The organism is Actinophytocola xanthii (assembly GCF_001921205.1).
GTDB classification, from domain to species: domain Bacteria; phylum Actinomycetota; class Actinomycetes; order Mycobacteriales; family Pseudonocardiaceae; genus Actinophytocola; species Actinophytocola xanthii.
The window spans coordinates 61,355-81,370 of sequence record NZ_MSIE01000030.1 but is presented as its reverse complement, the minus strand read 5'-3'; the positions used below and the strand labels follow the sequence as shown (position 1 = coordinate 81,370).

At 74.6% G+C, this 20,016-nt stretch carries 14 protein-coding genes; 7 read left to right on the top strand and 7 right to left on the bottom strand.

Annotated elements, in window-relative coordinates; genetic code table 11:
* Position 1 precedes the first annotated feature (1 nt).
* The 3 genes from BU204_RS17275 to BU204_RS41325 all read right to left on the bottom strand — a co-directional run bounded on the left by BU204_RS17275 (position 2) and on the right by BU204_RS41325 (position 3,749).
* Positions 2 to 2,806 (bottom strand): beta-N-acetylglucosaminidase domain-containing protein, encoded by a 2,805-nt coding sequence (locus BU204_RS17275; RefSeq protein WP_075126716.1) that lies wholly within the window; start codon positions 2,804 to 2,806, stop codon positions 2 to 4.
* 96 nt (positions 2,807 to 2,902) lie between these two features.
* Positions 2,903 to 3,481 carry a hemerythrin domain-containing protein gene (locus tag BU204_RS17270; protein ID WP_075126715.1) on the bottom strand — a complete coding sequence of 193 codons (579 nt, stop codon included), beginning with the start codon at positions 3,479 to 3,481 and terminating at the stop codon, positions 2,903 to 2,905.
* A 103-nt stretch (positions 3,482 to 3,584) separates the two neighbouring features.
* Complete coding sequence (locus BU204_RS41325; protein ID WP_233160378.1) at positions 3,585 to 3,749, bottom strand: hypothetical protein; 165 nt, start codon at positions 3,747 to 3,749, stop codon at positions 3,585 to 3,587.
* A gap of 231 nt (positions 3,750 to 3,980) precedes the next feature.
* Here BU204_RS41325 and BU204_RS17265 point away from each other — a divergent pair, with 231 nt between their 5' ends.
* The 5 genes from BU204_RS17265 to BU204_RS17245 are packed head-to-tail and all read left to right on the top strand — an operon-like array spanning position 3,981 to position 11,993.
* A complete protein-coding gene (locus BU204_RS17265) occupies positions 3,981 to 7,046 on the top strand; it encodes an alpha-L-rhamnosidase-related protein (protein ID WP_083661387.1) in 3,066 nt (1,021 codons plus the stop codon).
* A complete protein-coding gene (locus BU204_RS17260; protein WP_075126713.1) occupies positions 7,046 to 8,695 on the top strand; it encodes a rhamnogalacturonidase in 1,650 nt (549 codons plus the stop codon). The genes BU204_RS17265 and BU204_RS17260 overlap by 1 nt, the downstream gene beginning before the upstream one ends.
* Positions 8,696 to 8,740: 45 nt before the next feature.
* A complete protein-coding gene (locus BU204_RS17255; RefSeq protein WP_075126712.1) occupies positions 8,741 to 9,817 on the top strand; it encodes a threonine aldolase family protein in 1,077 nt (358 codons plus the stop codon).
* On the top strand, positions 9,814 to 10,368 hold the full coding sequence (locus BU204_RS17250; RefSeq protein WP_075126711.1) for a GNAT family N-acetyltransferase: 555 nt from the start codon (positions 9,814 to 9,816) through the stop codon (positions 10,366 to 10,368). The genes BU204_RS17255 and BU204_RS17250 overlap by 4 nt, the downstream gene beginning before the upstream one ends.
* A 2-nt stretch (positions 10,369 to 10,370) precedes the next feature.
* Positions 10,371 to 11,993 carry a glycoside hydrolase family 13 protein gene (locus BU204_RS17245; RefSeq protein ID WP_075126710.1) on the top strand — a complete coding sequence of 541 codons (1,623 nt, stop codon included), beginning with the start codon at positions 10,371 to 10,373 and terminating at the stop codon, positions 11,991 to 11,993.
* A 48-nt stretch (positions 11,994 to 12,041) separates the two neighbouring features.
* Here the strand turns inward: BU204_RS17245 and BU204_RS17240 are convergent, their stop codons facing one another.
* Positions 12,042 to 12,974 (bottom strand): ribonuclease Z, encoded by a 933-nt coding sequence (locus BU204_RS17240; protein ID WP_075126709.1) that lies wholly within the window; start codon positions 12,972 to 12,974, stop codon positions 12,042 to 12,044.
* Between the two features lie 44 nt (positions 12,975 to 13,018).
* On the opposite strand from BU204_RS17240, the gene BU204_RS17235 reads away from it, so the two are divergent.
* The gene (locus BU204_RS17235; protein ID WP_075126708.1) at positions 13,019 to 13,939 is read left to right on the top strand and encodes an NAD-dependent epimerase/dehydratase family protein; all 921 of its coding nucleotides are present in this window, start codon (positions 13,019 to 13,021) and stop codon (positions 13,937 to 13,939) included.
* A 9-nt stretch (positions 13,940 to 13,948) separates the two neighbouring features.
* Here the strand turns inward: BU204_RS17235 and BU204_RS17230 are convergent, their stop codons facing one another.
* Positions 13,949 to 15,766: a thiamine pyrophosphate-requiring protein gene (locus BU204_RS17230; RefSeq protein ID WP_075126707.1), complete on the bottom strand. Its 1,818-nt coding sequence runs from the start codon at positions 15,764 to 15,766 to the stop codon at positions 13,949 to 13,951.
* Positions 15,767 to 15,862: 96 nt separating this feature from the next.
* Between BU204_RS17230 and BU204_RS17225 the strand changes: the two genes are divergently transcribed.
* Complete coding sequence (locus BU204_RS17225) at positions 15,863 to 17,896, top strand: amylo-alpha-1,6-glucosidase (protein WP_075126706.1); 2,034 nt, start codon at positions 15,863 to 15,865, stop codon at positions 17,894 to 17,896.
* On the opposite strand, the gene BU204_RS17220 is transcribed toward BU204_RS17225, so the two are convergent.
* Together BU204_RS17220 and BU204_RS17215 are read right to left on the bottom strand one after the other, a co-directional pair.
* Positions 17,897 to 18,427 carry a DUF6817 domain-containing protein gene (locus BU204_RS17220; protein ID WP_075126705.1) on the bottom strand — a complete coding sequence of 177 codons (531 nt, stop codon included), beginning with the start codon at positions 18,425 to 18,427 and terminating at the stop codon, positions 17,897 to 17,899. It lies immediately after the preceding gene.
* Positions 18,424 to 19,890, bottom strand: a complete 1,467-nt coding sequence (locus BU204_RS17215) for a N5-glutamine methyltransferase family protein (RefSeq protein ID WP_075126704.1) — start codon at positions 19,888 to 19,890, stop codon at positions 18,424 to 18,426. Before BU204_RS17215 ends, BU204_RS17220 begins: the two co-directional genes overlap by 4 nt.
* Positions 19,891 to 20,016: the final 126 nt, after the last annotated feature.

Here is a 20,016-nt window from a genome sequence, read left to right as displayed (position 1 = left end):
ACTACGGCGGCGACATCGCCGAGCTGCTGCTGGCCTTCGCCCTGGTGTCGTCCTGGCGCACGGCCCAGCGCACCGCGGCGTCGAACACCGACACGCTCGCGTCGGCGACCAACCCCGACAGCAGCCCCTCGTCCCCGAGGTAGAGGCCGACCCGGCGGGCCGGCGCGGTCAGGCCGCTGAGCAGCGGGGCACCCCGCTCGAAGCCGAACACCGTCGCCCGGCTCGGGTCGCCGGGCATGGTCGCCGCGACGATCGCGCCGGGCGCGGGCACGGCCCAGCGGACCCGGCCCTCCTGCCGGTAGACCCGGACCGGCCCCGCCAACCCGGCCGACAGCGGTGTCGGCGGCCGGACGAACTCGACGGTGTCCGCGCGGAACTGCTCACCCGCCGAGGCGGCCAGCCCCATGTCGTCGAACACGAACGCCTCCCAGGCGATGGCCGGCACGGCCACGTCCCGGAACTTCGCGGCGACGTCGCCGGAGGCCACCGTGGAGGAGACCAGCACGAGCGCCCGGCCGTCGGCGTCGGTCGGGTCGGCCTCCGTGGCGAGCACCGGGTCCACGGCGAACCCCAGGTGCGCCAACCGGTCCGCGACGTCCTCCTCGCCGGGGGCGAGCCCGCCGGTACCGGGGTTGCCGTCGTCCCCGTACACCAGCAGCGCGTGGTCGGGGGTACCGATCGTGAGGTCGACCGGTGCCGAACGCACCACGGCGCCGGTGGCGTCGGTGACCTCGACGACGACCCGGGCGAGGCGCCGGGGCACCGCACGCCACACCGCGGTGTACGGCGCGCTCGTCGCCGTCCCGACCACCTCACCGCCGACCAGGTAGCGCACCTCGGTGACCGGCACGTCGCCGGACCGGACGGCCGCGGTCAGGGTCACGTCGCTGCCGGGAGCGATCACCGTGCCCGGGTCGGGCGTGGCGAGCGTGACGAGCCGGCCGGCCGCACCCGCCCGGTCGAGGAACGGGTCGACGACCCCGGGCGCCACGGTCACCGGGATCTCCGCCGCGGCTGCCCGCGACCGCTCGAACCTGGCCCGTTCCCGCCAGGCCGTCGTGAGATCGCCGACGTGCTCGGCGGTCAGCGACGCGACGACGGCCGCCCCACCCGTGCCGTAGTGCTCGGCCTTGCGCAGCCACGGGTCGGCGGCCGCGACGAACGCTCCTCCGTCCAGCGCACCGGAGAGCGTGCCCAGCGCGGTTCTCGCGCGGGCGAGCGCGGTGAACCAGCGGGCCAGCGGGGCGGCGGCGCTGCCGGGGCGGCCGGCCGCGAGCGCGGTCTCGAACGCGGCCACGCGTGCCGAGAGCTCCGGCGCGGACGCCGGGTCGAGCGGCGAGGCCCGGTTGGCGTCGGCGAAGGCGGTCAGGGCCTCGACCTGGCGTCCGCCCAACGTCCGCAGCGCGTGACGCCAGGAGCGGTCGGGGTCGTAGCCCGCGGGGTTCCAGGCGTAGTCGGCGACCGTGGTGAGCGCGGGCAGCGACGGCTCGGCCTGCACCATCGGGTTGGCGAGCAGGCCCGCCGAGCCGCTGGCGGCGGGCCGCGGTCCCCGGCCGGTCAGCGGGCCGAGGTAGAGCCGGTCCGGCTGGGCGTCGTTGACGGGGTAGTTGTCCCACAACACGAGCGGGTGCGCGTACCGGGCACGGGCAGCGGCCACGTCCGCGTCGCTGATGGTGGGTGAGATGACCTGCTGCCCGGTCCACATCACATGCACGGCCGGCGGTACCAGCGCGGCGAACCGGTCCTTGTAGACGCTCGCCGCGGTTCCGTTGTACTCGGTCGGCACGGTCAGCAACGGGCCGGTGCCGCGCCGGGGGGCCAGGAACTCGCGGGCGAACCGGTCCAGCAGGTGGGCCTGGGCGGCGGCCGCGGGTGAGGCGTCGCCACCGAACCGCTCGAGGTCCGACGGGCAGTGCAGCTGGGCGGCGATGTCGTCGAAGAACAACGCGAAGGACCGCACCCCGACGTCGTAGAGCGCCTGGGTCTTCGCGGTGAGCAGGCGGAAGTCGTCGTCGCCGGAGTAGCAGACGTCCGCGCCGGGCGACAGCGAGAACACGAATTCGACATGCCGCCGCGCCGCGCGCCGGGTCAGCTGGGCGAACTCGCCGAGCCGGGCGGCGGGGTACGGGTCGCGCCAGAGCTCGCGGTGGTACGGGTCGTCCTTGGGCGCGTACACGTAGGTGTTGAGCTTGTTGCGGCCCTGGAAGTCCAGTGCGCGCAACCGGTCCGCCTGGGACCAGGGCGTTCCGTAGAACCCTTCGACCACCCCGCGGAACGGCAGCTCGGGCCAGTCCAGGACGACAAGTCCGGGCAGCGCGTCGGCGCCGGGCCGCGGCCGGATCACCTGCCGCAGCGTCTGGACGGCGTGGTACTGGCCGGCACCGTCCACCCCGGACACCACGAGCATCCACCCGCGCCGGTTCCCCGCGGCGGCCAGCAGGTAGCCCCCGGACGGCAGGCGGGCGACCCGGGAGGAGTCGGCGCCCGGTACGGACCGGTGGTCGGCCGGGCCGCCGACAAACACGGTCAGCCGGGCGGCCGGTCCCTGGTCGCGCACGACGTGGGTGGCACCGGCGGAACGCAGCAGCGCGGCGGTCTCCCGGACGGCGGCCGGGTCGCTGTGCCGCCCGGTGACCAGCCGCACCCGGGGCGGGACCACGACCTCTCCCCCGGTGGAGGTCATCGAGCGGGGGGTCGGGGAGACGACGGGCAGGCGGTCGGGCGCCTCGCGGGTGGCCGTAGCGGGAGCCGCCAGTCCCGACAGGACCAGCAGGAACAGCAGCACGGCCGTCGCCACCCTGCGCATGGGTCTCCTCCTCGTCCCCGGCCGTGGCGCGGCGATGCGCCACGGCCGGGATGCTACGGAGGTTCTCGCGCGGATGTCACCCGCGCGAGGGCCGGCTCAGCGGCGAAGGGCGTCCCGGATGGCGTCGCGGGCGCGGTCCATGATGGCCAGCGGCGGGCCGAGCAGGAAGTTGGCCGCCGGGCTCGTCACGTTCGGGTGCGGCCGGGTGGGCGCGATCCGCTCCGCGGCGCGGACGGCACCGGCGAGCGACACGAGCCGGTCGCGGTCCCTGCCCTGCCGCAGGATGGGGAACTCCGCGGACTCCTCGTGCTCGGCATGGGCCAGCACGTCCTCGCGGAGCTGGATCAACAGGGTGTCGAACCCCTCGGCCTTGGGGCCGATGTCGGTCATGGTCTCGAGCAGCTCGGTAGCCCGCTTCTCCTCGGCGAGCCGGGCGTCGACGACCTCCTCCCCGCCTTCCATCGCGCGGATCTCCGGGTGGATGAGCTCCTGCTCGGCCGTCTCGTGCACCGACAGCAGGCGCACGAGGTCGGCGAACAGCGACTCACGGTCCTGCTCGGGGGCCTGCTCGAGGTCGGCGAACAGGCGGCGGATCTCCTCGTGCTGCCGGCACAGCAGGTCGATGACGTCCTCGCTGGTGTCGGTTGTGGTCTCGTCGGTCTTGTCGTCCGACACGGCGTCTCCTCTGTTCTCGGCTCGCGTCCTGTCTCGTTCGGGCTGGCGGCTACCCCCGGTGGGCAGGGCGAAACCTGCCCACCGGGGGCGGCGGCACAGCCGGTCAGTCCGGCGGTTCGACCTCGCCGGCCTCCTCACGCACGTCCTGGTCGTCGTCGGGCTTCTTCCGCTCGACGTCGTGACCGTCCTCGTCGACGTTGAGGTCCTCCAGCCGGGGGGTGCCCGGCGCGTGGGGCGCCTCCGGGGGTGCATTGCTTGGTTCGGACATGCCTGGGGTTACCCGGCTGGGCCGGGCTCACGCCGGCACGATCAGCTGACGTTGACGTTCTGGTCGACCTCGGTGGCCAGGCCCGGTGTACCCCGATTCACCCGGTCGAAGTCACACCGCGTCGCGTGTCGGCGGCCCGCGCGAGGAAAGCCCTTGCCTGAGCCGAGTCGAGCGCGCTAGCGTCGATGAGCCGGGTTTGATCGTTTCAATCCCACGGGCGGGAGGTCGGCCATGCGCCGTCGACGAGGACCGCGCGTCGTGGGGGTGCTGGCGGCAGTGCTCCTGACCCTCCTGCCCGGTTCGGCCGCGGCGGAGTCGGGCAACCGCCCGCCGGACGCACCCGCCAGGCTCACCGTGGACGGCCGGGTGGACCCCCTCGCCGTCGACGGTCGCCCCGGCTTCGGCTGGCTCCCCCGCGACCGCGACGGCAACGAGGCGCAGACCGCGTACCAGCTCCTGGTGACCGACGCGACCGGGCGGAACCGGGTCTGGGACAGCGGCCGGGTGCGCTCGTCCCGCCAGTCCTGGGTGGCCTACGCGGGTTCCCCGCTGTCCCCCGGCACCACCTACCGGTGGACCGTGCGCACCTGGGACCGCCGCGGAGCGGCCTCGCCCTACGCCCGCCCGGCCTCCTTCGACACCGGGCTCGGTGCCCGCGACTGGTCCGGCGCGTCCTGGATCCGGCGGGTGACGACCGGCAACGACGCCGCCGACGAGTGGACGCTGGCCCGGCGCACGGTCCGGCTCGGCGTCGCCCCGGTGGTGCGGGCCCGCGCGTACGTGGCCGCGATGGGCGACTGGGAGCTGCACGTCGACGGGCGCACGGTCGCCCGCGGCTCCTCCTACGGCTACCCCGGCGAGGGCTACTACGACGTGGCCGCGCTGTCCCGGCTGGCGCCGGGCCGGGCGATGACGGTCGGCGTCCGCTACCACTACTGGGCCTGCCGCTGCCAGGGCCGGGCACCCGGACCGCTGCCGCCGGAGGGCCCGTCCGGGCTGCTGGTCAAGGTCGTCGTCGAGCACACCGACGGCACCCGGCAGGTCCTGGTCTCCGACGACTCGTGGCAGGTGGCTCGGGACACCTCGCACGACGTCAGCACGCTCACCTACCGCAACTCCGACGCGGGCGACCGGGTCGAGCACATCGACGCCACCCGGGAGACACCGGGCTGGGACCGGCCGGGGCACACCGGCCAGGGCTGGGCACCCGCCTCGGTGATCGGCCCCCACCCGCGGCCCGCCCCCCCGAGCTGTACCGGCTACCCGGGCGACTCCGCCCCCTGCGCCTTCACCGACCTCGCGGCCCAACAGGCCCACCTGCGGCGGTGGACCGTCCGCCCGGTCTCGGTCCGGCGGCTGCCGGACGGGACGGTCTTCGCCGACATGGGCCGGGTGATCTCCGCCGTGCCCAGCGTGCGCTTCCGCGACGGGACGGCCGGGCACCGGGTCAGCATGACCACGAGCTACCGGCGCAACAACACCACGCTCGCCGCACCGGCCGCGGCTGGTGCGCGGGAGGTGTCGCTGGCCGCGACGGCAGGCGTGCACGTCGGCGACGAGCTCGTCGTCGACGCCCCGGCGGCCGGGTACGGTCCCGGCTGGCCGGAGTCGCGGACGGTGGTCTCGGTCGGTTCACAGGGGACCGTCGGGGTGGACGCGCCGCTCCGCCGCGCGCACGCCGCCGGCGCCTGGGTGGAGAACTCGCGGGCCGGCACCTCCGGCCTCGACACCCAGGGCAGCGACCTGCGCTTCCACTACACGCAGCGGGACGGGCGCCAGGTGGCCGAGCCGTTCACCTACTGGGGCTGGCGGTACCTGCAGATCGACGACCCGGGCGAGACCCTGTCCGCCGACCAGATCACGGCCGTGGCGCAGGCTACCGACGTGCGCCCTGGCGAGGCCGCCACCTTCGACAGCAGCGACGACACCCTGGACGCGGTGTTCCGGCTGATGGTCCACTCCGCGCTGCACTCGGCGCAGAACGTCTTCCTCGACACCCCCACCCGGGAGAAGGGCCAGTTCCTCGGGGACGCCATCGACATCTCGTTCGCGACGATGGAGGCGCTGGGCGAGCGCGGCCTCACCCGGCAGGCCATCGTCGAGTTCGCGCACTCGCAGGCCCGCTACTGGCCCAGCGGTGCGCTCAACGCCGTCTACCCCAACGGCGACGGCCGCCGGGACATCCCGGACTACACCGAGATGTTCCCCGAGTGGATCATGCGCTACCACCGGCTCACCGGGGACTCCGAGTTCGTGGCACGGCTCCTGCCGACGCTGCGGCGGGTCGCCGACTACGTCTGGGCCGCCGTGGACGACACCGGCCTCGTCCACCGGCTCCCCGGCGGCAGCGGCCCCTACGAGAACGGGATCATCGACTGGCCGGCGGCCATGCGCTACGGCAGCGTCGTCACCGACAACGGGTCCCGGACCGTGGTCAACGCGCTCGCCGTCGGTGCGATGCGGGCCGTCGCGGACGCGGCCGAGGTCGTCGGCGACCACGCCGGTGCCCGGGTGTACCGGGACCGCGCGGACACCATCGCCGACGCGATGAACGAACGGCTGCGCGAGCCGGCGAACGGTCTCTACGCCGACGGTCTCGCACTGTCCACAGGGGAGCGAATTCCGCACTACTCGCAGCACGCCCAGAGCTTCCCGCTCGCCTACGGCGTGGCACCGGCCTCGGCCCACCCCGTCCTCGGCGAGTACGTCGAGAGCCTCGGCGTGCGGCAGGGGCCGATGACGCTGCGCCAGCTGCTCACGGCGCTGCACCGGACCGGGCGGCCGGACGCGATCCTGCGGCTGCTCACCAACCCCACCGACGACGGCCCGGCCCAGGTCCTCGCCGAGGGCGGGACGTTCCTGTGGGAGCAGTGGACGCCCGGCTGCGCGCAGGCGCCGTGCGCGGGGCCCGAGGTGAACCAGAACAGCAGCGAGAGCTTCTCCCACGGCTGGGGAGCCGCCGGCATCAGCGCGGTGCTGGAGTCGCTGCTCGGCCTCGAGGTCACCGGTGCCGGAGCGGACACGGTGCGGATCTCCCCGCCGGTCAGCCGGCTGCGCGCCGCCGCCGGTACCGAGTGGACCGAGCGCGGCCCGGTCGGCGTCGACTGGGAGCGCGGCGGGCACGGGCTGGAGCTCGCGGTGTCGGTGCCGGTCAACGTGACGGCGACGGTCGTCCTCCCCGCCGCACCCCGCGGGTACCGCGCCTGGGGTGCCGGCGCGCCACGCGTCGTCGACTCCGGCGACGGTCGGGTCGTCTTCACCGTCGGATCTGGACGCACACACTTCGAGGAGCGGTGATGTCCGCAGCAGCGAACCGCCGAACGGCCCTACGGCTCGGCGCGGCCGGCGCCGCGGGTGGGGGGCTGGCCATGTCCGGCGCCACTCCCGCGTCCGCCGACCCGAGCACCGCGGGTGTCGTGGCCGGGCCGGTGTTCGACGTCAGGCGGTACGGCGCGAAGGGCGACGGCCGCACGATCGACTCGCCGGCCATCAACCGGGCGATCGCCGCCGCGGCGAAGAACGGGGGGACCGTGTTCTTCCCCGCCGGGACCTACACGAGCTACTCGGTCCGCCTGCGCAGCGACGTCACGCTCCACCTCGACCGGGGCGCGACGCTGCTGGCGGCGCAGCCGCGGGACGGGAAGGGGTTCGACGCCCCGGGCGAGGGAGCCGGGAACCCCTACCAGGACTTCGGTCACAGCCACTGGCGGGCGAGCCTGATCTGGGGCGAGGGCCTGGAGAACATCGGGATCGGCGGTCCGGGGCGGATCGACGGCGCCGCGCTGGTGCGAAACATGACCCCGGAGAGCCCGCCGGGAACCGGCGACAAGGCGATCGCGCTCAAGCTCTGCCGCAACGTGGTGATCCGGGACGTCACGATCGTGCGAGGCGGTCACCTCTCGATCCTGCCCACCGGGGTGGACAACCTGTCCATCCACAACGTCACGATCGACACGGTCCGGGACGGCATCAACGTGGACTGCTGCCGCAACGTGCGGATCTCGCACTGCACGGTCAACACCCACGGCGACGACGCCATCGTGCTCAAGAGCTCCTACGCCCTCGGCTTCCCCCGGGCCACCGAGAACGTGACGATCGCCGACAGCATGGTGAGCGGCTACGACGTCGGAACGCTGGTCGAAGGGACCTTCGGCCGCGAGGACCCCCTGGCCGCCGACCGGGACGGACCGACCGGGCGGATCAAGTTCGGCACGGAGTCCAACGGCGGCTTCCGGAACATCGCGATCTCGAACATGATCTTCGAGCGATGCCGGGGGCTGGCCCTGGAGACCGTCGACGGCGGCCTGCTCGAGGACGTGACCATCAGCAACATCACGATGCGGGACGTGTCCAACACGCCGTTCTTCCTCCGGCTCGGCGCACGCATGCGCGGCCCCGCCGGGCGGGAGATCGGGAAGCTGCGGCGGGTCAGCATCAGCGACGTGACCGTGCACAACGCGGACCCCCGCTACCCCTCGATGATCGTCGGCCTGCCCGGCCACGACGTCGAGGACGTCCGGATCAGCAACGTGCGGGTGCACATGCGCGGTGGCCTGTCGATGACCGAGGCGGCCGAGCAGCCGCTGGACCTCATCAACACGTTCTTCGCCGAGCCGGGAGCGCGCGAGCCCTACGCGGTCCCCGACCGGCCGCAGTCCTATCCCGAGCCGTCGATGTTCGGCATCCTGCCGGCATGGGCCTTCTACGTCCGCCACGCGACCGGCGTTCGGATGGACAATGTGGACGTCCACTTCGAGCGTCCGGACACCCGTCCCGCGGTCGTGCTGGAGGACGTACGGGACGCCGACCTCCACCGGGTCCGGCTGTCCAAGGCCGAGGGAGCGCCCACCTTCGTCCTGCGGGACATGAGCGACTTCGCGTTGCACCAGAGCCGCCCGGTGGGCGAGGCCCGCATCCCCGGCCACGTCGTCCACGAGGAACTGTGATCATCTCTATTGCAAGTTCTATGCAATAGCGGCTAGCGTTCGGCCATGACCGAGATCCGTCGTTCGCTGTTCCTCCATGCGCCGCTGCGGCGGATGCCCCACCAGGTCCTCCAGCGCCTCCTGGAGCACCTGCCGCCCGACACCCCGCCCGACGGGCCCGACGGCCCGGTCGCCCGGCTCGAGTCCAGGGTGGCCGCCCTGCTCGGCAAGCCCGCGGCGCTGTTCTTCCCGAGCGGCACGATGGCCCAGCAGGTCGCCCTGCGCGTGCACGCGGAACGGCGCGGCCGGTCGAGCTTCGTCGCCCACCCGCAGAGCCACCTGCTGGTCTGGGAGCAGCAGGGCTACCACGCCCTGCACGGCCTCACCTGCCAGATCGTCGGCGACCACAACGACCTGGTCACCACGACCGACCTGGCCGCGGTCACCGAACCGCCGGCGGCACTGGTGCTCGAGCTGCCCCAGCGTGACATCGGCGGCCGGCTGCCCACGTGGGCGGAGCTGGGCGAGCAGGTCGAGTGGGCGCGTTCCCGGGGCGCCGCGACCCATCTGGACGGTGCCCGGCTGTGGGAGGCGCAGACCTACTACGAACGGCCCTTCGCCGAGATCGCCGCGCTGTTCGACACGGTCTACGTCTCCCTCTACAAGGCCCTGCAGGGTGTCCGCGGGGCGATCCTGGCCGGGGACGAGGAGACCATCGGCCACGCTGCCGTGTGGCGGCGGCGCCACGGCGGGGCGATCGTCGACGCCTGGCCGCTGGCGGCGGTCGCGGAGCTGGGCCTGGACGAGCTGCTGCCCCGCATGCCGGCGTTCCGCGACCACGCCGTCGCGCTGGCCGAGGCGATCAACGCCGACGGGGTCGCCCGCACCGTGCCCTCCCCGCCGCAGACGCCGATGTTCCACGTGCACCTGCCGGCGGCCAAGGCCGCCGTCGAGGCGGCCGTCGAGGAACTGCTCGCCGAGCAGGGGGTCCAGCTGTTCGGCCGGGTTCGCTCGGCCCCCGACCCGGCGCGGTGCAGCTTCGAGGTGACCGTCGGCGAGAACGGCATGGAGTTCACCCCGGCCGAGGTGGCCGCCCTGGTCCGCGACCTCGTCGACCGGGCGACCAGGATCGCGGCGGCGTGAGGTACACCGGGGCCGAGGTGCTCGCGGTCGCCGACGCGTTCACCGACGCCGTTCTCGACGTGTTCGGCGGGCCGCCGTGGGAGCACCGGGACCGGGCGGCGATCCTGGAACGGCTCCGGCGGGACGTGCACCGGCCCGGCTTCACCGCCATTCTGTCCTTTTCGGACAGCGGTGCGGTGGACGGGTTCGCGACCGGCTGGATCACCGGCGCTCCCTTCCGGACCGATCGCGCCTACGGCCGGGTGACGGCACGGCTCGGGCCCGAGCGGGTGGCCGACCTCCTGGTCGGCGCGCTCGAGGTGGACGAGCTCGGCGTGCGCGAGCGGGTACGCGGCACCGGCCTGGGCCGGCGGCTGCTCGCCGAGCTGACGACGGAGGCCCCGGACGGGCACGCCTGGCTGCTGACCTCACGACACGCGCACGACGCCGTGGCGTTCTACCGCCGGGCAGGCTGGTGGGAACCGGAAGCCGTGCCTGGCATGGACAACGACGTCCTCGTGTTCCTGTCACCGACCCACACCGGGCGTTTCGACAGCGCCGCCGGGAGGTAACCATGCGAGTGGATCAGCACAGCCCGTGGTGGCGCGACGCCGTTGTATACCAGGTCTACGTCCGCAGCTTCGCCGACCGCGACGGGTCCGGTGTCGGCGACATCGCCGGGATCCGCTCGCGGCTCGGCCACCTGCGGGACCTCGGAGCCGACGCCCTGTGGATCACGCCGTGGTACCGCTCGCCCATGGCCGACGGCGGCTACGACGTAGCCGACTACCGGGACATCGACCCGCTGTTCGGCACGCTCGCCGACGCCGAGGCCCTGCTCGAGGACGCGCACCGGCACGAGCTGCGGGTGATCGTCGACCTGGTACCCAACCACACCTCCGACCAGCACCCCTGGTTCCGCCGGGCGCTGGCGGCCGGCCCCGGCTCGCCCGAGCGCGACCGCTACGTCTTCCGGCCGGGCGGCGCGGACGGCACGCCGCCCAACGACTGGCGCAGCGTGTTCGGCGGTCCGGCGTGGACCAGGACCGCCGACGGGGAGTGGTACCTGCACCTGTTCGCCCCCGAGCAGCCCGACCTGAACTGGAACCACCCCGAGGTGCGTGCCGAGTTCGAGGACATCCTGCGGTTCTGGCTGGACCGCGGCGTCGACGGCTTCCGCATCGACGTCGCCCACGGCCTGGTCAAGGCGGACGGTCTGCCGGACGTGGGGGCCGACCTCGAGGACCTGATGGAGCCGCCGGACCCGCCGGACCACCCGCACTGGGACCGGCCGGAGGTGCACGAGATCTACCGCGCCTGGCGCCGGGTGGCGCAGGAGTACGGCCCGGACCGGATCTTCGTCGCCGAGGCGTGGGTCGCCCCGCCCTACCGGTTGGCCCGGTACGTGCGCCCGGACGAGCTGCACACCGCGTTCAACTTCGACTTCCTGCGCTGCCCCTGGGACGCCGGCCGGTTCCGCGCGGTGATCGACTCGAGCCTCGCGGCGCTGGGCGCGGTGGGTGCACCGGCCACCTGGGTGCTGTCCAACCACGACGTGACCCGCCACGTGACCCGCTACGGGCGCCCCGACACCCGGGGTACCGGTCCGCAGAGCGAGCCGGTGGAGCCGGCCGACCTCGAGCTCGGCACCCGCCGCGCCAGGGCCGCGGTGCTGCTGATGCTGGCGCTGCCCGGCAGCGTGTACCTCTACCAGGGCGAGGAGCTCGGTCTGGAGGAGGTCGAGGACCTGCCCGAGGAACTGCTGCAGGACCCGACCTGGCACCGTTCCGGGCGCACCGCGCGCGGCCGGGACGGGTGCCGGGTGCCGATCCCGTGGGAGGGCGACGCTCCCCCGTTCGGCTTCTCCCCCCACGGCTCCCGGCCCTGGCTGCCGCAACCCGAGCACTGGCGCGACCGGACGGCGGCGGCCCAGGCCGCCGACCCCGGCTCGATGCTCTCCCTCTACCGCACCGGGATCGCCCTGCGCCGCAACCACAAAGCCCTCGGCGACGGCGACCTGTCCTGGCTGGACACCCCGCCCGGCGTGCTCGCCTTCCGCCGGGAACCGGGTCTGCTGTGCGCGGTCAACCTCGGCTCCACCCCCTGGCCGCTGCCCGAGCACGAGGAGGTGCTGCTGTCCAGCGCCCCGGTCCGGGACACCCTGCCGCCGGACACGGCGGTCTGGCTCGCGGTCTAGGTGTTCTGTCCTGTGAGGTTGGGAACGCGGCTGGCGGGTGGTTGGCACCTACCCCGGTACACCGGCGTGCTCCCGCGGCGGGACCGGGACCCTGGCCAGGTCCTCGGCCACGACGACGTCGCCGTCGAAGATCCCGGCCGCCTCGTCGTGGAACGCGCGGGGGTCGGCGTAGCGGGCCGAGAAGTGGGTCAGCACGAGCCGGCGGACCCCGCACTCGCGGGCGACCCGGGCCGCCTGCGCCGCGGTGAGGTGCCCGTACTCGGCGGCGAGCCCGGCGTCCTCGTCGAGGAAGGTCGACTCGATCACCAGCAGGTCCACCCCGTCGGCGAGCGCGTACACCGCGTCGCAGAGCCGGGTGTCCATCACGAACGCGAACCGCTGTCCCGGCCGCGGCACGCTCACCTCGGCCAGCTCCACCCACCTGCCCCGGTGCTCGAGAACGCCCTCGCGCTGCAGCACGCCCACGTCCGGGCCGCTCACCCCCAGCCGCGTCAGCGCCTCGGGGAGCATCCGCCGCCCGTCCGGCTCGACCAGCCGGTAGCCGAACGCGTCGACCCGGTGGTCCAGGCGGCGCGCCTCGAGCGTCCCGAACGCCCCGGTCGCGACCGGACCGTCCCGCTCCACCGGCACCTCACGCAGCTCCGCCACCTCGTGGAAGGAGGTCGCGTACCGCAACCGCCGGAAGAACTCGGCACCCGAGGCCGGGTAGTGCGCCTCGACGACGTGCGGCACCCGGTCCAGCGAGAGCCGCTGCACCACGCCCGGCACGCCCAGGCAGTGGTCACCGTGGAAGTGCGTGAGGCAGACGCGGTCGATCTCCCGCGCGCTCACCCCGGCCAGCAGCATCTGGCGCTGGGTGCCCTCGCCCGGGTCGAACAGCAGACCCTCCGCGTCCCACCGCAGGAGGTACCCGTTCTGGTTGCGGTACCGGGTGGGCGCCTGGCTCGCGGTCCCGAGCACGACCAGCTCACGTGAGGACACCGCGAGAGAATCCCACGTATCGTGCACCGACCCCAGGGGGACCCGTGCGAGTTCTGGTGACCGGCGCGACCGGCTTCGTCGGGTACGCCGTCGTCGCGGCGCTGGCCGAGCGTGGCCACGCCGTGACCGCGCTCGGCCGGCGCGGGAATGCTCCGCCCGGGGCCGACCGGCTCGTCCGAGCCGACGTTCGCGATGCCGACGCGGTGGCGGCCGCCGCGGCCGGGGCCGACGCGGTCTGTCACCTCGCCGCGCTCGTCCGGGTCCGCGACTCGTTCGCCGAGCCGCTGGAGTACTGGCGGACGAACCTGGTCGGCACGCTCAACGTCCTGTCCGCGCTGCGCACCCGCGCGGAGCCCGCACGCCTGGTCCTGTCCTCCACCGCCGCCGTCTACGGCAGCCCGCGGCGTCAACCCGTCGACGAGGACCAGCCGGCGGACCCGCGGAACCCGTATGCGGCGACCAAGCTGGCCGCCGACCTCGCCGCGGCCGACCTCGCGGCGAGCGGCGCCGTCGGCGCGGTCAGCCTGCGCGCCTTCAACGTCGCCGGTGCCGCCGCCGGCCGGGCCGACACCGAGCTCACCCGGCTCATCCCGAAGGTCCTCGCCGTGCGGGCCGGCAATGCGCCGGAGCTGGTGGTCAACGGCGACGGGTCGGCCGAGCGCGACTTCCTGCACGTCGCCGACCTGGCCGACGCGTTCGTGCGCGCCCTGGACGCCTGCGTGCCCGGCCGGTGGCGCGCCTACACCGTCGGCAGCGGCCGGCGCACGACGATCCGCGACGTCCTCGCCGTCGCCGAGGAGGTCACCGCGGGCCCCGTGCCCGTACGGTTCGCGCCGGCCGCCGACGAGCCCCCGGTCCTGGTCGCCGACCCCACCCGGGCGAGGACCGAGCTCGGCTGGCACCCCGTCCGGTCCGACCTGCCCACCATCCTCGGCGACGCCTGGCAGGCCGTCCGAGGCGGCTGAGGACGTTCCCTAGGACGACCCGCGGCCGCGGTCGTCGTGGCCCTCGTCGGAGCGCTGGCGTAGGACCTGCTCGCGGGCGGCTCCGCTGTCGGGCTCGGCGGCCAGTCCGCGGTAGATCATGTCGACCTTCTCGTCCGGCAGGTGGGGCGCCAGCAGCGGGACGTCGGGGTCGACGACCGCCTCGACGACGACCGGGCGGTCGGCGTCGAACGCCTCCTGCCACGCCTTGTCCACCGCGTCGGGCGAGTCGACCCGGATGCCGCGCAGGCCGAGCAGCTCGGCGTAGTTGGCGTAGGGGAACTCGGGCACGCGCTGGGAGGTGGCGAAGCGCGGGTCGCCCTCCATCTCGCGCTGCTCCCAGCTGACCTCGTTGAGGTCCCCGTTGTGCAGCACCAGCACGACGAACCGCGGATCGGCCCAGGAGCGCCAGCGGTCGGCGACGGTGATCAGCTCGAGCAGCCCGCTCATCTGCATCGCCCCGTCGCCGGCGAGCGCGACGACCGGGCGGTCCGGCGCGTCGAGCTTGGCCGCGAGCCCGTAGGGCAGCGCACAGCCCATCGCCGCGAGGTAGCTCGACACGTGCGCCGGCACGCCGGGCGGCAGGCGCAGGTGCCGCGCGTACCAGTAGGTCGAGGAGCCGACGTCGACCGCGACCCGCACGTCCGGGGGCAGGTGGTCGGACAGGCGGCGGACGACGAGCTCGGGGTTGAGCGGCTCGGCCGGGTGCCCGGTGCGCCGCTCGGCAAGCTCCCGCCAGCCCGAGACGCTGCGCGCCACCCGCTCCTGCCAGGTCCGGTCCGGGTTGCGCGACAGGTGGCCCAGCAGCTCGCGCAGGGTCTCCCGGGTGTCCCCGACCAGCGCCACCTCGACCGGGTACTTGGCGCCGACGACCTTGGCGTCGATGTCGACCTGGACGGCCCTGGCCTGCCCCGGCTTCGGGTAGAACTCGGTCCACGGGTCGTTGGAGCCCACGATCAGCAGCGTGTCGCACTCGGCCATCAGCTCCGCGCTCGCGGTTGTGCCCAGGTGGCCCATGACGCCGGTGTGCCACGGCGCGTCCTCGGAGAGCACCGGCTTGCCCACGAGCGACACGGTGACCCCGGCGCCCAGCCGGTCGACGACCGCCTCGACCTCGCGTTCGGCACCGACCGCCCCCCGGCCGACCAGCAGCGCCACCTTGTGACCGCTGTCGAGCACGGACGCGGCGCGGCGCAGGTCGTCCTCGGTGGGCACGACCCGGGACCGGCCGACGGTGACCGAGGACGGCACCACGCCGTGGGTGTGCGGGAGCTCCCCGGGCGCGTCCGCCCGCTGCACGTCGTGCGGCAGGATCAGGCAGGTCGGCGTGCTGGTCGCGATGGCGGTGCGCATGGCGTTGTCGAGCACCATCGGCAGCTGCTCGGGCCGGAACACCGTCTGCAGGTACTGCCCGCACACGTCCTTGAACAACGCATGCAGGTCGACCTCCTGCAGGTAACCGCTGCCCAGCGCGGTCGAGACGACCTGTCCGACCAGCGCCACCACCGGGCGGCGGTCCAGCTTCGCGTCGTAGAGGCCGGCGAGCAGGTGGATCGCGCCCGGTCCCTGGGTGGCGAGGCACACCCCGGGCGTCCCGGTGTACTTGGCGTGGCCCGAGGCCATGAACGCGGCCATCTCCTCGTGCCGGGTGGGAACGAACTCCGGGTCGCCGCCGGCCCGGTTCAGCGCGGCCAGCACCGGGTCGACACCGTCCCCGGCATAGCCGAACACCCGCGCGACGCCCCAGGAGCGCAGGCGGTGCACAAGGGCGTCGGCGACCGTGCCGCCGGTGGGACTACCTTCGCTCATGGCTCCTCCTCGACGCGGGCGATCTTCCTGCCGGCGTTCCCACCGACACGCGGGGCAAACCCGGGGCGCCGCCACCATCCGCGCCGGAGGCCAGGAATGACCGACCCGCACCCGCCCGACCCGTTCAACGCCGGGGAACCCGCCCCGACCGGGACCGCCGGGGTCACCCTCGTCGCGGGCGGGACCTTCTGCCTGTCCGACGCCACCGGCGACATCGCGCCCGGCGCCGCCCACGGCCTGTTCGTCCGGGACACCCGGGTGCTCTCGCGTTGGGAGCTGCGCCTGGACGGGCACCCCGCCCAGGCGTTGACGGTCCTGGCGCGGGAGGCGTTCGGCGCCCGCTTCGTCCTGCGCGCCGGCAGCACGCTGCTCCTGGTGCGCGACCGGGTCGTCGACGACGGTCTGCGCGAAACCGTCACCGTGCACAACCTGGGCCGCGAGCCGGCCGAGGTGCGGCTGGAGCTGACCGTGGCGGCGGACCTCGCCGACCTGTTCGCGGTCAAGGAGGGCCGGGCCCGACCCGGCGGCGCGGAGCCGCGCGTGGTCGGCGGCGAGCTGCTGCTGGGTGACCCGGACGGCGCACGGGGCGTGGCGGTCGGTGCCACCGCGGGGCCGGCCGTGCTGCCGGGCACACTGAGCTGGCGGGTGGTGGTGCCGGCACGGAGCCGGTGGTCGACCGAGGTGACCGCCCGGCCGCTGGACGCCCCGGCCCGGCGCGGGCCGGCCGGCGGGGCCCGGGCCTGGCGGGCCGCGTGCACCGAGGTGACCGCGGGCGACCCGGCCCTGACCGGCGTGCTGCGCCGTTCGGTGAGCGACCTGGGTGCGCTGCTGATGCACGACCCGGCCCACGGCCGGCCCTTCGTGGCCGCCGGGGCGCCCTGGTTCATGACCCTGTTCGGCCGGGACAGCCTGCTGACCGCGTGGATGGCGTTGCCGCTGGACGTCGGTCTCGCCCTGGGCACCCTGCGGGTCCTGGCCGAGGCGCAGGGCCGCGCGGTCGCCCCGGCGAGCGAGGAGGAGCCCGGCCGGATCATGCACGAGCTGCGCCGGGGCCCGGACAGCGCGGCCGTGCTCGGCGGCAGCCGCTACTACGGCACGGCCGACGCGACGCCGCTGTTCGTGATGCTGCTGGCCGAGTGCTGGCGGTGGGGCGCCGACGAGGAGGCGGTGCGCGCGCTCCTCCCGGCCGCCGACGCGGCGCTGGCCTGGACCGCCCGGCACGGCGACGGTTTCGTCGCCTACCGGCGGGTCACCGACCGCGGCCTGGTCAACCAGGGCTGGAAGGACAGCGCCGACGGCGTGAACGACGCCGGCGGCCGGTCGGCCATCCCTCCGATCGCGCTCTGCGAGGTCCAGGGCTACGTTTACGCCGCGTTGCTCGGCCGAGCCGAGCTCGCCGAGTGGTTCGACGACCCCGCCGGCGCGGCCCGGCTGCGCGAGCGGGCGGAGCGGCTGCGGCAGCGGTTCGCCGAGAGCTTCTGGCTACCCGAGCGAGGCTGGTTCGCCATCGCCCTGGATGGCGACAGGCGGCCGGTGGACGCGTTGACCAGCAACGCGGCGCACTGCCTCTGGACGGGCATCGCCACCGACGAGCACGCGGCCGTGCTGGTCGAGCGGCTGGGCGAGCCGGACATGGACACCGGCTACGGCCTGCGCACGCTCGCGGCGTCGATGGGCGCCTACAACCCCATGAGCTACCACAACGGCTCGGTCTGGCCGCACGACACCGCCATCGCCGTCGCCGGTCTGCTCCGCTACGCCCACCTGCCCGGGGCGGTCGAGCTGGCCCAGCGGCTGGCCGGCGGCGTCCTGGACGCCGCCGCCGCGTTCGGCGGTCGGCTGCCGGAGCTGTACTGCGGCTTCGCCAGGGAGGAGTTCAGCCCGCCGGTGCCCTACCCGACGTCGTGTTCGCCCCAGGCGTGGGCGGCCGCGGCCCCGCTGCTGCTGGTCCGCGCGCTCCTGGGACTCGACCCGCACGTCCCGCGCCGGACGCTGTCCACCACCCCGCGCCTGCCGCCGAGCTGGGGCGGCATCACCCTGTCCGGCCTCGGCCTCGGCCCGGTCACCGTCGACCTCACCGCCACCGCCGACACCGCCACCGTCACCGGCCTGCCCCCCGACTGGTTCTAGCTAGGTGGCTTCCCATCGAGCGGCGGCCGCCGGGGACAGATGGCGGCGTGCGCGGCGCATCAGCTCGTGCAGGGCCGGCCCGTGCTCGGCCGCCAGCTCGGCGTTGTGCGTGACGACGTCGAGCTCGTTGGCCGCGGTGATCTCGACGAAGCCGCGGACCAGCCACTCGGCCGGCACGGTCGTGGCCCCGGTGAACCGGTCGGTGAACGCCACCTCGGACTGGTCCAGCCGCGGGTAGACCGCCGACCGGTCGCAGCTGCCGTACAGGTACACCAGCGACTCCGCCGCCGGGCCGATGGCCTCGACGAGCCGCGCCCGCTCCTCGAGATCGAGCAACGCGACGCCGAAGCCGTCGGTGCCGTAGGCGGCGTGGCAGAGGCCGGCGAGCTGGACCGGCGCCGGCGCGCCCCACTCCGCCAGCAGCTCCCGCACCCGCCGCAGGTGGGCCAGCAGCGTCCCACCCGGGTGCGGGAGCTCGCCCGCCCCGGTCTCGACGAGCAGCGCCTCGGCCCGCTCGAGCTCGCCGCTCACGGGGACGGGACCAGCATGCCGTGCAGCACGAGATCGCGGACGACCGGCAGCGCGGCGGACCGGTCGAGCTCACCGTAGGCGAGCTCGAGCAGGGTCAGCAGGTCCTCCAGGGGCAGCTCGCCCCGGCAGCCGGCGACCAGGCGCGCGGTCGGCTCGTCGACCTCGTGTTGCCAGCCGGGGCCGTCGGTACGGTGCAGCCTGCGAACGAGGGAAGCCCAGCCGGTCTCGGCCGGCTCGTGGACCTCCTCCAGCAGGACCGTCGGCGGCACGGTGAAGCGGGTGCTGGCCAGCTCGCCCTCGTTCCCGCGCAGCCACGCGACGTTGTCCAGCCAGCGCGCGGTCTCCGGTCCCAGCGGGTCGTCGTAGGCGTGGCGCAGGTCCTCGCAGACGACGCGGGTCGGGGTCTCGTCGGTGCGCCGCAGGGTCACGTAGCCGAAGCCGACGCCCTCGACGTCGTTGGCGGCGAACCAGTCCAGCCAGGCGTCGGCCTGGGCGCGCCCCTCCGGCGACCGGGGGTCGATGCCGGCGTCGCGCAGCCAGGTCCCGACGTAGAGGGCGGGGTCGGCGACGTCGCGCTGGACGAACCAGGCGTCCACGCCCCGCGGCAGCCAGGAGTCGACCCGGTCCGCCCAGTCCTCGCCCCTGCGGTGCAGCCAGGACGCGAGCAGCTGACCGACCCCGCCCTCGGTGAGGTGGTCGGGCATCCGCCGCACGACCAGCTCGCTCGCGCCGTCGCCGGCGAGCCCCGCGTCCCGGTAGACGTAGTCCACCCGCGCCGGGCCGACGACGAAGGGCGGGTTGCACACGATCTGGTCGAACCGGCGCTCCCCCACCGGGTCGAACCACTCGCCCCGCAGCAGCTCCACGTCCAGCTCGTTGAGGTGGACGGTGCCCCGGGCCAGGGCGAGCGCCCGCGGCGACAGGTCGGTCGCCGTGATCCGCCGCGCGTGCGAGCTGGCGTGCAACACCTGCACGCCGCAGCCGGTGCCGAGGTCGAGAAGGGTGTCGACAGGACGGCGGGCGGTGGCGCGGGCGAGGCTGACCGAGGCGTGGCCGACGCCGAGCACGTGGTCCGGCCGGACCGGACCGCCACGCACGTCCGAGTCCAGGTCGGCGACCACCCACCAGTTGTCCTCGTAGGGGCGGATGTCCAGGCCGGCGCGCAGGTCCGGCGTGAGGATCTCGGCCGCGACGGCCTCGTCGAGGTCGAGCGGGCCGAGCGCGGCACGCACCGCCCGCTCCGGCTCGGCCTCGCCGAGCAGGAACAGGCGGATCAGCGTGCCGAGCGGACCGGCCTCCCGACTCGCCCGTCGGGCCGGCTCCGGCTCACCCCGGCCGAGCGCGGCGTGGGCGTGCCGGCCGAGCAGCGCCACGACGCCGTCGGCGGTGTACCCGGCGGTCAGGAACGCCTCGCGCAGCCGGGCACACAGGTCGGCGGACAGGTCGGGGTTCACGCAGGGCATGCTCCCATGAGCCCGACGGCGGCTGACGGGGACATATCGCCTGTCTGGAGCATCGCTCGCGGGCCGATGAACCGCGGTGGGGTGATTGGCCCGCGCCGGGGAAGGTGGAGGGCGACCGAGCAGGAG

What these genes read in the sequence shown, in the direction of transcription:
- BU204_RS17230 (WP_075126707.1), bottom strand. Translation starts at nt 15,766, where the DNA reads ATGAGCGAAGGTAGTCCCACCGGCGGCACGGTCGCCGACGCCCTTGTG.
- BU204_RS17275 (WP_075126716.1), bottom strand. Translation starts at nt 2,806, where the DNA reads ATGCGCAGGGTGGCGACGGCCGTGCTGCTGTTCCTGCTGGTCCTGTCG.
- BU204_RS41325 (WP_233160378.1), bottom strand. Translation starts at nt 3,749, where the DNA reads ATGTCCGAACCAAGCAATGCACCCCCGGAGGCGCCCCACGCGCCGGGC.
- BU204_RS17260 (WP_075126713.1), top strand. Translation starts at nt 7,046, where the DNA reads ATGTCCGCAGCAGCGAACCGCCGAACGGCCCTACGGCTCGGCGCGGCC.
- BU204_RS17255 (WP_075126712.1), top strand. Translation starts at nt 8,741, where the DNA reads ATGACCGAGATCCGTCGTTCGCTGTTCCTCCATGCGCCGCTGCGGCGG.
- BU204_RS17215 (WP_075126704.1), bottom strand. Translation starts at nt 19,890, where the DNA reads ATGCCCTGCGTGAACCCCGACCTGTCCGCCGACCTGTGTGCCCGGCTG.
- BU204_RS17265 (WP_083661387.1), top strand. Translation starts at nt 3,981, where the DNA reads ATGCGCCGTCGACGAGGACCGCGCGTCGTGGGGGTGCTGGCGGCAGTG.
- BU204_RS17225 (WP_075126706.1), top strand. Translation starts at nt 15,863, where the DNA reads ATGACCGACCCGCACCCGCCCGACCCGTTCAACGCCGGGGAACCCGCC.
- BU204_RS17245 (WP_075126710.1), top strand. Translation starts at nt 10,371, where the DNA reads ATGCGAGTGGATCAGCACAGCCCGTGGTGGCGCGACGCCGTTGTATAC.